A 12,667-nucleotide genomic window follows, 5' to 3' on the forward strand; every position below is an offset into this window, starting at 1 on the left:
TCAGAGGTGCAAGCACCTCGTCTGTTCGCTCGACTTGCATGTATTAGGCACGCCGCCAGCGTTCATCCTGAGCCAGGATCAAACTCTCCATAAAAGAAGTAAGCTTGATTAGCTCGTTTGATTGTTTGAGTCAATCACTCTTGAAAGTACTACTCTGAGTACTCAAATTATCGGAATTAACGTTGACATATTGTCATTCAGTTTTCAATGTTCATTTTTGCCGTTACGATTAATTATTATACTCAAAACTTTTCGTTGTGTCAACTACTTTTTTAAGTTTTATTTCGTAACTTTTGATTTTATTGTTGAACTGTTGTGCTCTTTTCAACAATAACCATCATATATTTTCAAGAAGAAATATTCAAGTATTAATTTTACACTTTGTCATTTTAGTTTTAAAAGCGAAATATATAATAACTTTATGTGTTTTCTCTTGACGACTGTTAAATCTTATCAAGATAAAAACAATACGTCAACACAAAACAAGCTGCTTTTTATATTAAATTTACCCCACTAAAGAAATGAAACACATTTTGAGTTAATTTGTGTAATCTATACGCACTTAACCTTTACATAATCAAACTACAAATCAGAAATATCCAATTAGTCTTCCTCCCATCACAGAAAAATAAGCATAAAAAACTTCTTTCGAGAATGATCAATCGAATCAATCAGAAAGAAGTTTTTAACATCAATTGTCTTGTTCAGCTTGTTGACATGCCTCACATACACCATAAATTTCCATGCGATGATGTGATACATTAAAATTGGTAACATGCTGAGCCAGTTGTTCTACTTCACTTAACAAAGGATAATGAAAATCAACAATCTTGCCACATTTTTCGCATATTACGTGATAATGGTTATGTGTATCAAAATCAAATCGACTAGATGCATCACCATATGTGAGCTCTTTGACAATGCCGATTTTTTTGAAGACTTTTAAATTGTTATAGATGGTTGCAACACTTATATTAGGAAAATCAGGTGATAAAGATTGATAGATTTCATCAGCAGTTGGGTGCGTATCAACCTTGATGAGAAACTTTAAAATCGCTTGACGCTGTGGCGTTATTCGTACACCTGCTTTTCGCAAAGAAGCGATTGATTCATCTAATTGATGTTCATGATGATGTGTTTCCAATTCTGCATGCATTTATTTCACCCGTCTTTCCAATTAATAATAATTATTACTTAACAATAATATAAGTCTTTTCATAATAACATGTCAATATATACATGCTAATATCCTTTTTTTAAATCTACCACATTCTCAATTAGAGACCCACTATTGAGAAAATGTTCTAAATTACTTTTCAATATTTGTGTTGCTTTCTTGCGATTACTTGCTCCATTGCCTGTAATATGGCTCGTTATATATACATTATCTAACTCATAAAGCGGAGATTCTTTAGATAATGGCTCTTCTTCAAAAACATCAAGGTAAGCTGCTCTAATATGTTTGTTTTTTAACGCGTGAACTATGTCCTGTGTGCTTACAATTGTGCCTCTACCAATATTAACAAAGAGCGTTTGATCATTCATCGCTTTAAAATCTTCTAAACTAAGTAGATGATATGTTGCTTTCGTTTCAGGCAACACGTTAACAACGATGTCTGCTTGTTGATATAGAGAAAGTCTATCTGCTAACTTGTATGTCTCATCAAAGTTAGTGACTGCATGCCCCGTCGTATTAAGTCCTATCGTGGTCATACCAAAAGCTTTTGCGATCGCTGCTGCTCGTTGTGGTATAGCACCTGTCCCTAAAAACATAATAGTTGCTTCATCTAAACTCTTGGTAATTCTTTTTCCATTAAATATTTTATCTTGTTGCTCTTGATAAACAGATTTTAACTGTTTGTAATCATCAAGTATATATGCAAACAACCATTCACTAAGTTGTTGTGCATGGACGCCTTTGCCATTTGTTAGCTTAATCTCTCGCTGTTCTAACTTATCTAATGGTAAACTATTGACACCTGTCGCATACCAAGCAATCCACTTCAAATTAGGTGATGCGTCAATAAATGCTTCGTCTACTGCATGATGAAATGAAATTAAAACGTCCATTTTTCTTTGTGTATCTTCAGGTAGTTCTGCTGGATGCTTATAAAATTCAAATGTAACGTTTGGGAATTGTTCACGTAAGTATTTTTCCTCATCACCTAAACGCATTAAACTAACTATCAGCATACCTATCCCTCCAATATTTGTTTCAGCTGTGCAATCTGTTCTTTCACTTTTACTTTTTCAATAACATCCAATACTCGTCCTTCTTCATCTAAAACAAATGTCGTTCTGACAATCCCCATCGATGTTTTGCCAAATGATTTTTTCAATTGATAGACACCAACTGCTTCTGATAATTGATAATCTGCATCAACAAGCAAATCAAAATTCAATTGATGCTTGGCAATAAAGTTCTGATGTTTTCGTTGCGAATCGCCACTTATGCCATATACAGCTACACCTAATTCATTGAAATAACTTAAATTGTCCCGGAAGTCACATGCTTCTGTTGTACAAGTTGGTGTATTATCACGTGGATAAAAATAAAGTATCGCTTTTTGTCCTTTTATCGTTTCATTTGATACCACTTCTCCATCTTGATTCTTCAATGTAAAATCTGGAAATTGCGTCCCTTTTTGTAACATAAACATCCCTCTCTCTTGATTTCGATACAATAATGATACGATAATAAGAGAAAAGATTAAACAGAAAGAGGTCGAAGTCATAATGAACTTTACACAAAGTGAACAACTTCAGGAACAATCAAATGAGTATATACTAGGTGGTGTTAACTCTCCTTCACGATCATATAAAGCAGTTGGTGGTGGTGCGCCTGTTGTCATGAAATCAGGAAAAGGTGCCTATCTTTATGACGTAGATGGTAATGAATATATCGATTATCTACAAGCATATGGTCCTATTATCACTGGCCATGCACATCCACATATTACGAAAGCTATTCAAGAACAAGCAGCACTCGGTGTGTTGTATGGTACCCCAACCGAACTTGAAATTGCATTTGCTAAAAAATTACGCGCAGCCATTCCATCTCTTGAAAAAATGCGTTTTGTCAACTCTGGTACTGAAGCTGTTATGACAACAATTCGTGTGGCTCGTGCATACACAGGTCGCAACAAGATTATCAAGTTTGCTGGCTGTTATCATGGTCATTCAGATTTAGTATTAGTAGCTGCAGGTAGTGGCCCTTCTCAGTTAGGCTCTCCTGACTCTGCAGGTGTTCCAAAAAGTGTAGCACAAGAAGTAATTACCGTTCCCTTTAACAATATTGAAGCATTTAAAGAAGCAATGACACACTGGGGCGATCAAGTTGCTGGTGTCTTAGTTGAACCAATTGTCGGAAACTTCGGCATGGTGGAACCACAGCCTGGCTTCTTAGAACAAGTAAATGAGATTACACATAAATATGGGGGACTTGTGATTTATGATGAAGTCATTACTGCATTCCGCTTCCACTATGGTGCCGCGCAAGATCTTTTAGGCGTATACCCTGACCTTACAGCATTCGGTAAAATTGTTGGTGGTGGCTTACCAATCGGCGGTTATGGGGGACGTCAAGAGATTATGGAACAAGTTGCACCACTCGGCCCTGCCTATCAAGCTGGCACAATGGCAGGAAACCCACTGTCTATGAAAGCAGGCATTGCTTTATTAGAAGTATTAGAGCAAGAAGGTGTTTATGAACAACTCGACCGTCTTGGTGCTAAGTTAGAAGCAGGTTTACAAGCAGCTATTGACAAATACAATGTGAAAGCAACAATCAATCGTGTAAAAGGCGCACTAACTGTCTACTTTACAGACGAAAAAGTCACTCATTATGACCAAGCAGATCAATCAGATGGCGAGATGTTTGCTAAGTTCTTCAAGCTTGTGTTACATCAAGGTATTAATCTTGCGCCATCAAAATATGAGGCTTGGTTCTTAACAACAGAACATACTGATGAAGATATCGAAAAAACAATAGCTGCGGCTGACTATGCTTTCCAACAATTGTAGTCAATAATTGATAACTGTAAATGTATGTCGTGTTCAATTATTAAAAACACCCTATAAAATGAGCGCTTGTTGTGGGATTTAAGTATGTATGAAGTTCATTGAATGTCCTAGATATTTGCTAAATCATCGCATAAATAAGAAATGGTGATAAGTACGTAAAAATTAAACTGAATCCGGTTCTGTGTACAATCGCATTTTCTTAATAAAGATGTAACGTTTCATAAATTGTTAGAAACATTAAATACATCTATAATAGGAGTAATATTGGTCTAATATGCCTTAACAAATAGAATTTTATAAAGGAGTGCTGTTATTTGAAACTTGGAGCCAGAATATTAAAGACTGGTATTGCTATTGTACTCGCTGTCTCTATAGCAGCATTGTTACCGTCTGATGCAGGTATGGTTACGGTTGCTGGGATTGCTGCCGTTGTTGCTATGCAGCCAAGTGTGTATCGTACGTTTAAAACGATTGTCGATCAATTTCAAGGTAATATTATCGGTGCAATACTTGCTGTTGCGATGGTCACTGTTTTTGGCAACAACATGATTATCATGGGGGCAACCGTTATTCTATTGATCGCATTATTGTACAAGCTCAATATTGCTCACGTTGCAACACTAGCAACTGTCACAGCACTGATTATTATGGGACAACATGACGGTTCCTTTTATACCTCAGCTTTCTATCGGTTTACTTTGGTAATGATTGGTGTGCTGAGCTCTTTCATCGTAAACTTAACGTTTTTACCCCCTAAGTTTGAAACCAAAATTTATTACAATTCACTGCATATTACGACAGATATTTTTAAATGGTTCAAACTGGTCTTAAACGATGCAGCAGAGTTTAATCATGTTAAATCAGATCTTGAAGTATTGCGACAACGTATTGTGAACTTAGAGCAACTATTAGAGTATTACAAAGAAGAACGCCTTTTTACGAAAAAGCAACAATACGCACTGATTAGAAAGAAAATTTTATTCAAAGAGATGGTACTCTCTACACGCGATGCTTACGATGTACTGAGACGTATGAATCGCTATCAAAATGATATGTTGAACTTAAGCGATGCGCTCCGTTTACAGATGAAGTTAGAAATTGACGAATTGACGCAATTTCATGAACAAATTTTGATCAGTATTACGAAAAAAGCAAAATTTAACGTATCCGAAACAACAGATCCAATTCCAAATCCACTGAAGCGTGATATTATGGATGCCTTTCAAGACGAGGTAACGCATTACCCTGATCAACAGGACTACTCATACCGCAATATTGTGCATGTAATTTCAGCTTTGGAAGAATATCGTTATAACTTAGAACACTTAAACCGTCTAAGTATCAGTTATTTTAAATATCACTCAAACGACCCCGAAATTGATATTTTAGAAGAAGTTTTCGATCTCTAATAATTAAAACCGTCCGAAACAGTGCGTTTGGACGGTTTTTTTCTATAAGTTTTGAATGTTATACAGTCGTTGATAGGCACCTTGTTGTTGCATTAATGCTTCATGTGTACCACTCTCGACGATATGCCCATTTTCGATAACAACAATACGATCTGCATGTGTAATTGTCGATAAGCGGTGAGCAACAATTAATGTTGTTCGATCGTGACTCAATGTATCAAGTGCTTCCTGAATAATCGCTTCACTTTCAAGATCTAATGCGCTTGTTGCTTCATCAAGTATTAAAATTGGGGGATCGTTGAGAAAAATACGTGCAATCGATAGTCTTTGCTTTTGACCACCTGAAAGTTTAACACCACGCTCTCCCACTTCTGTATCATAGCCTTGTGGTAAGGTCATAATAAATTCATGCGCATTCGCCATTTTAGCTGCAGCAACAACTTCTTCAAACGTAGCATCTGGACGACCTAATAAAATATTTTCTTTCACTGTATCAGAAAATAAAATGTTATCTTGCTGAACCATGCCGATTTGGCGCCTTAAACTACCAAGCTCAAAGTTTTGAATAGGATGCCCTTCAATCGTAATCTCCCCAGCAGTCACATCGTAAAATCGGGGTATCAAACTGATTAATGTTGATTTGCCGCCACCACTCATACCAACAAATGCGACGGTTTCACCATGCTTGATATCCAAACTAATATTCTGTAACACGTCTCGTTCGTCTTCATTATAACGAAAAGATACATCATGAATACCAATATCTCCACGCTTAATTTGATACGGTTTGGCATCCGGTAAGTTTTTAATATCATATGGTTCATCAAACAATTGAAATACACGATCCATTGACGCAAAACTTTGTGTCAATGTTGTAAATGAAGATACAAGGCGACGTAATGGTCCGTATAATTGTTCAAGATAGCTGACAAATGCTGCAAGTGTCCCGACTGTTACATTACCTGAAATAGCAAGATAAGCCCCATAACCGATAACAATTAATGGTCCGATATCTGTTACTGTGTTAATCGCAGAAAATGAATAAGCATTCCAGCGTGTATGACCAAATGCCTTATTTAAGAAATTGGTATTGCGTTTGTCAAAGTTTTTCGCTTCATTTTCTTCAATTGCAAAGCTTTTAATAACTGCCATGCCATTGACGCGTTCATGTAAAAAACCTTGTGTTTCCGCCAACTTTTGTGAACGTTGACGCGTCAATTCTCTTAAGCGACCGAAGAAAAAATACACAGTCAAAATATAAAAAGGCAAGATGATGATCGCAGCAAATGTCAGTTTGACGTCCAAGAAGAACATCACTGACAACGCAATCACGATGGTAATACAATCTAGCCAGATATTCATCAAACCGGTCAAAATGAAGTCTTTCGTTTGTTCAACATCATTAATCACACGTGAGATGACTTCTCCTGCTTTATTGTTCGCATAAAATTTAGAGCTCAATGCTTGTAAGTGATTATAAAGTTTTTTACGAATATCATACAGTATTTTATTGCTCGTCCATTGTGCCATGTATTGTCTTAAAAATTCGATTGGCGGGCGAACGATTACAAAAATAAATGCTGCAACCCCCATTGCTATCATTAATTGCGTATATTTATCCGAAATGCTAAGCGCCCCATTATTGATGACATCATCAATAACATATTTAATCAATAATGGAATTAGCAACGGAATGCCAAATTTGAGTATACCTACAATGATGGTTCCGAAAATAAGCCACTTGTAAGGTTTTACAAACTCAAGATAGCGTTTAATCATGATATTTCCTCCTATGATTTGGTAATGATAAGTAACATAGCGCAGACTTTATGTCGATATTTGGTAATAATAAAAAGTATCACTTTAAACAAACGTAAGGGGGTAAGAAGAATGTCTCATTATCTTCTTACGCCCCATTTAAACAAATTATCTGTTTTTCATCTTTTGAAATCTATTACGCCATACCTTGATAAAATCTGGTGCAAATGGTCCTTTTTTATGTTCTATCCATTGTTGCAGAATATCAACATTCGTGCGCAATATTGTATCGATATCTTTAGGATAGTTCATCTGTTGCATATGCTGTTGATATTCATCTTCGTCTAAGAGATGATATTTGCCATTCGGATAAACTTTAACATCTAAATCATAATCGATATACTTCAGTGCTTCATTATCGCAAACAAATGGTGAAGACAGGTTACAATAATAATAAATGCCATCCTCACGAAACATACAAATCACATTAAACCAGTATTCGGAATGAAAATAAACAATTGCTGGTTCGCGTGTTATCCATGTGCGACCGTCGCTCTCAGTAACAAGTGTATGGTCATTGCCACCAATCACTACGTCTTCCGTTCCCTTTAATATCATTGTTTCTGACCATACCCGGTGAATGCTGCCATCGTGCTTATATGATTGGATTTTCACCGCTGTTCCTTCTTTAGGAATACATGACTTAACCACTTGTTACACCACCATTTCATTAACTTAAGTCTAAAGTCTTATATTGTTCCTGAACAATTATAGCATATAACTTTTTATGAATTAATCAATCCGCTTCCTGCAGTGCATCATAAATTTTAGACATCGGTACAGGAAATGTATAAGCTTCCTTCTCAGCCACTGGTATCCACCGTCGATTCTTACCAAACGCTCTTGACGCCTGACCTTGGGATTTACATTTAGCACGAAACACTTGGATATTCCATGTCATATGTGTGAACTGGTGTTTTAAACTGAAAGATGGTGTTTCTGCAATAATTAAATCTTCTCCCAATTCTTGTACCAATGTTTCTCGAGACGTATCAGCCGGAAATGTTGGAAATTCCCACATACCTTTTAGCAAGCTTGCTGTGCGTTGTTCAATCAACATCTCCCCTCTATCATTCTCGATATAATAAGTGTATAAGTAATGGTGCGTTTTTTTCAGCTTCTTCGTCTTAACAGGTCTTTCTAGTACCGTTCCTTTCTCAAAAGCTTCACAATTTGCTTGAACTGGACAAAATAAGCACAGAGGCGATGTAGGCGTGCAGATGAGTGCCCCTAATTCCATCATTGCTTGATTAAATGTTCCAGACGATTCCTGAACATAGGGTTCCAATGCGATTTCGTAAGCTTTTCGCGTCTTTTGAAGTGCCGTATCTTGCGTATCATCATTCAGTCGTGACCATACGCGAAAAACATTGCCATCAACAGTTGCAAGTGGCAAGTTGAATGCAATACTCATCACAGCCGCCTGTGTATATGGCCCCACACCTTTTAACGCTAGAAAGTCTTGTGGATTACGTGGGACTTCTCCATGATATTGGGCAACAACTTCTTTTGCTGCTGTATGGAAATTGCGTGCCCGACTGTAATAACCTAGACCCTCCCATAATTTGAGCACTAGCGCTTCATCCGCATTGGCTAAGTCTTCTATGGTTGGAAATTGCTGTATAAAACGCTGATAATAACTGCGCACAGTGTCAACTTGTGTCTGTTGCAACATGACTTCGCTTACCCAAATATAATATGGATTCGTCGTCTCACGCCAAGGCATCTGACGTTGATTCGTTTCAAACCAAGACACCAGTGATGTCTTAAATGTCTCCTCTAAATACATAAAGTTCTCCTTTTCTATTGGTTGAATGTTTTACCACTATGCTAAATTTCTTTTGTTATAATCAGGAATTCGTTAATTAATCGTTAGCAGCATACTAATGTTAAATAGTTCAGTTCACACGCATTATCCCTTATAATTAAACATAAGAATGATTGAAATGAGTGAGATTAATGGATACAGCGACACATATTGCAATGGGTATCAGTTTAACAGCACTTGCTACAACTGACCCAACGCTTTCAAATCACTTTGCTGTGACAGCTAGCGTTATCATTGCAGGTTCTTTAATTCCCGATATAGATACTGTACTAAAAATTAAAAATAACGCAACCTATATTACCCATCATAGGGGAATTACCCATTCTATTCCTTTCACCCTGTTATGGCCATTGCTAATTACATTTTTAGCGTATATTTTTATATCGGGCATTCCACCACTACACATATGGCTTTGGGCACAACTCGCCGTAGCACTTCATGTCTTTGTGGATATTTTCAACTCATACGGCACACAAGCTTTACGTCCATTCTCGAACAAATGGATTCAGTTAAGCGTTATCAACACATTTGATCCTATCATCTTTGCTATTTTATTAGTGGCAATTACAATATGGTCATTTGGCATCCACCCATACATCGTGTTCGGTCCTGTACTCGTCATATTTGTCGGTTATTATGTTTTGCGCTTCAAAATGCGGAGCTGGCTAAAAAATCAAGCACTTAAGCAAGTCCAGCACCTCGGTCAACCAACGAAAGTATTTATTGCACCAACCATTCGTTTCATGCAATGGCGTATTGCGATTCAAACTGAGCAACATGATTACGTTGGACGCAGTTTCGGGCGTAACATCGTTTTTAGTGACAAAGTCAAACGACAAACACTTCCAGATATTAGTATTATGAAACCTGTTAGAAATGACCCAAATATTCGGGCATTCTTGAACTTTTCATCAATCTATCGTTGGCATTTCGAACATATTGATGATGAAACGACAGAACTACGATTGATTGATTTACGTTACTTGAAAAACGGACATTATCAATTCGTAGCGATTGCACATTTGGACAGTGATATGTCTGTACGTCACTCATATATCGGTTGGGTATTTAGTGAAGACAAATTGATGAAAAAACTGTATGCACATTAACAAACATCCCGGCAGCCTCCAGTATCGTTGGAAGCGCTCGGGATGTTTTTTCTGTTATAGCGTTATTGTATTTTGAAATGCTGCTATAGTTCATACATTAAAAAGGTTACTTGATTTGTTCATCGGGCGTCTCTATTGTATCTTCCTCTGTATTAATTGGCTTCGTATGTTCATTGGGTCTTAGCTGCGTTACATAATCCCTTAAAGCAAAGCTAAACACAATCATCAAGCCCATAAAACATAAAAAGTATAAATGATAACCTAAATGATTTAATGCATCATGCCCCACTATAACCGATTGTTGCATACCATTCACTAAATAATAAAATGGATTGAGCATCAACAAATGTGTAACAATACCTGGTGTATCGCTTGGCGTGTATAGAACAGGTACTAACAACAATAACAAAGCCGATACAATATAAAACAAACGATTCAACTTAGGATAAATCATATAGATGACGCCCAATAAAAATGACAGTGTGATAATAAAAAACATACTCATCAAACTGTAAAATCCTACACCTAACCATGTTGTTTCAGTGTTAATCGATTTTAAGATAATCATCACAATCATCAGTACAAATAATACTAGACCATATAACACACCTGACAACAACACATGTAAGAATGGACTACTATTAAAATGACGTGTTACGTAATAGTCTCGTGGAAAAAAACGATAATTATTATAAATCGCAATCCAAATAACCGCAAAAGTCACTACACCTGTTAAGCGATAATGTATAGAAACTTGTACGACATCAATTGTGCCTGTTAACTTGAAAAACAGTGATGTCACCAGCATGAATAACGTGCTGACAAGCAATGTTAATAATACCCAACGTCTATGCATTTTAACGCGATACCATGCATAGTGAAAAAATCGAGGTATTTCATGAAAAAATCGAATAAAGCTCTCTATCACTCATGCTCACCTACCTACAATTCTATAAAAATCCATTGATGTGCTTTAAAATCAGCAATATAGTAACCTGCCTCTGTCTTCGCTACCCAATAATCATCACCAATGTTAAATTTGTCTTTCAACTCATCTTCTTTTACGATTGGAAATTGATAGCCAATCAACTTATTTTGATCATCAAATAACATCGCAATCGGTTGTTCCAAGATTGGTTCGACATAACGATTCTTCTGTTGTGGTACCAGCGTCTCATTGACTGTTTGATGTGTTTTGTGTAATTCTCCGTTAAAATAATCAACATAATTAATATAATTTTGTTTCATATATGGCGCTAATGTGTCTCGGTCAACTTGATTATAAAGTGCTGCTGGATTAAAATAAAAGACTTTTTCTTTCGGGATACTATACGTTTTATCATTCAATGTAATGCGATATTTACGTTTATTTTCTCCCGTTATGGTCGCTATTGTATGGTATGGAACTTGAACCTCTTTACCATTATGTCCGGCAGGCGTTAATGTTGCTTTGCGCACAGTGACAATGCCATACGCTAACTTTTCAACATAACGATCTTCTGTTTGCTCTGTTAGGGTGTTTTGTGCGGTGAGATGAGATGTATCCAACTTACCTAAATCATTAAATATAAGCAGCCCAGACAATACCATCCCTACTAAAAAAATCCCTGTCCAAGTCCAGATACGCGAAAGAAAAACCGGTGGCTTCGCATGATGATAACGCTCTATCCGCTTAAAATTATATGTCAACTCTGGCATTCTTGAACGATTGCGTTTCCAATCTTCATCAAAATGTGCGAGTACCTCTTCGGATTTTATGCTTTTTCTATCTCGTTCATGCCGTTCAAATACTGGTATCACTTGCTTGACAACGCCTTCCATGCGCAGTTGCCCATGCGACATCCATACGATATAGTTACTGACTGCTTTTATTTTAGCGATATCGTTATCTATGGCAATCCATGTCAATCCTCGGTCAATATATTCTCTCATCATAGTTTGTGCTTTATCAAAAAAACCTTGATCTAAGTAAGATAGTATGTGGCTAAGGATTACAACCTCTACATTAGAAGCGCGCGCTAAACTGAACATCAATTGTGCATATTGTTTATTTGTTAAATCTCGAACTAGATGATGTTTATAATCTGCTAAGTGTGCATATTTTATCACTTGTATAGCTTTATGCTCAGGTGCTTTCTCTTCATATAACTGAATCACATCATTAACGTAATCGATGACCGCAACTTGTTCTACTGTTTTTTGATTCATATTGGCATAAAACATCGATGCTTTGCGCACAACACGTCCTTTATCGGGCAACACAGTACCAGCCAGTATTTCGCCGACTAATGATTTGGAGGAAGCAGGTTCACCAATAATGCCAAGTGCTTCTCCTTGATAGATATACAATGAGATATTATTCAACTCTATATCTTCAGGTTGATAACTAAAGGGTTTCAGCACATTTTGTTTTTTTTGATTACGATAATAGTGTGTAACATTGATCATCTTCAACACAATTGCATTACTCATCTGCGTAT

The 12,667-nt window shown here is 36.6% G+C and carries 11 protein-coding genes and 1 rRNA gene; 3 read left to right on the forward strand and 9 right to left on the reverse strand.

The window, feature by feature from the left end; translation table 11 throughout:
* The 4 genes from NXS11_RS10395 to bcp all read right to left on the reverse strand — a co-directional run.
* Positions 1–94 (reverse strand): 16S ribosomal RNA (locus NXS11_RS10395); the annotation flags it as partial.
* Positions 95–691: 597 nt separating this feature from the next.
* Positions 692–1,156, reverse strand: coding sequence for a peroxide-responsive transcriptional repressor PerR (gene perR, locus NXS11_RS10400; protein WP_259200964.1), 465 nt, complete (start codon positions 1,154–1,156; stop codon positions 692–694).
* An 86-nt stretch (positions 1,157–1,242) separates the two neighbouring features.
* Entirely contained in the window at positions 1,243–2,193 is a 951-nt protein-coding gene (locus NXS11_RS10405; protein WP_259200966.1) for a phosphoglycerate dehydrogenase, read from the reverse strand.
* Between the two features lie 2 nt (positions 2,194–2,195).
* Complete coding sequence (gene bcp / locus NXS11_RS10410; protein WP_259200968.1) at positions 2,196–2,654, reverse strand: thioredoxin-dependent thiol peroxidase; 459 nt, start codon at positions 2,652–2,654, stop codon at positions 2,196–2,198.
* Between the two features lie 82 nt (positions 2,655–2,736).
* Here bcp and NXS11_RS10415 point away from each other — a divergent pair, with 82 nt between their 5' ends.
* Both NXS11_RS10415 and NXS11_RS10420 read left to right on the forward strand, forming a co-directional pair.
* The gene (locus tag NXS11_RS10415) at positions 2,737–4,023 is read left to right on the forward strand and encodes a glutamate-1-semialdehyde 2,1-aminomutase (RefSeq protein WP_259200969.1); all 1,287 of its coding nucleotides are present in this window, start codon (positions 2,737–2,739) and stop codon (positions 4,021–4,023) included.
* A gap of 314 nt (positions 4,024–4,337) precedes the next feature.
* Positions 4,338–5,432, forward strand: a complete 1,095-nt coding sequence (locus NXS11_RS10420; RefSeq protein WP_259200970.1) for an FUSC family protein — start codon at positions 4,338–4,340, stop codon at positions 5,430–5,432.
* A gap of 42 nt (positions 5,433–5,474) precedes the next feature.
* Here NXS11_RS10420 and NXS11_RS10425 read toward each other — a convergent pair whose 3' ends face one another.
* From NXS11_RS10425 to mutY, 3 genes are all read right to left on the reverse strand, one after another.
* Positions 5,475–7,211 carry an ABC transporter ATP-binding protein gene (locus tag NXS11_RS10425; protein WP_259200971.1) on the reverse strand — a complete coding sequence of 579 codons (1,737 nt, stop codon included), beginning with the start codon at positions 7,209–7,211 and terminating at the stop codon, positions 5,475–5,477.
* 147 nt (positions 7,212–7,358) lie between these two features.
* Positions 7,359–7,901, reverse strand: coding sequence for a nucleoside tri-diphosphate phosphatase (ntdP, locus tag NXS11_RS10430; protein ID WP_259200974.1), 543 nt, complete (start codon positions 7,899–7,901; stop codon positions 7,359–7,361).
* An 85-nt stretch (positions 7,902–7,986) separates the two neighbouring features.
* Positions 7,987–9,039, reverse strand: coding sequence for an A/G-specific adenine glycosylase (gene mutY / locus NXS11_RS10435; RefSeq protein ID WP_259200976.1), 1,053 nt, complete (start codon positions 9,037–9,039; stop codon positions 7,987–7,989).
* A 170-nt stretch (positions 9,040–9,209) separates the two neighbouring features.
* On the opposite strand from mutY, the gene NXS11_RS10440 reads away from it, so the two are divergent.
* Positions 9,210–10,187 (forward strand): metal-dependent hydrolase, encoded by a 978-nt coding sequence (locus NXS11_RS10440; RefSeq protein ID WP_259200977.1) that lies wholly within the window; start codon positions 9,210–9,212, stop codon positions 10,185–10,187.
* A 106-nt stretch (positions 10,188–10,293) separates the two neighbouring features.
* Here NXS11_RS10440 and NXS11_RS10445 read toward each other — a convergent pair whose 3' ends face one another.
* Together NXS11_RS10445 and NXS11_RS10450 are read right to left on the reverse strand one after the other, a co-directional pair.
* Positions 10,294–11,043: a teichoic acid translocation permease gene (locus NXS11_RS10445; RefSeq protein WP_259200978.1), complete on the reverse strand. Its 750-nt coding sequence runs from the start codon at positions 11,041–11,043 to the stop codon at positions 10,294–10,296.
* Positions 11,044–11,129: 86 nt separating this feature from the next.
* Entirely contained in the window at positions 11,130–12,659 is a 1,530-nt protein-coding gene (locus NXS11_RS10450; RefSeq protein WP_259200979.1) for an ATP-binding cassette domain-containing protein, read from the reverse strand.
* Positions 12,660–12,667 lie beyond the last annotated feature (8 nt).

The sequence above is a fragment of the Staphylococcus americanisciuri genome (assembly GCF_024814435.1).
Taxonomy (GTDB): Bacteria; Bacillota; Bacilli; order Staphylococcales; family Staphylococcaceae; genus Staphylococcus; species Staphylococcus americanisciuri.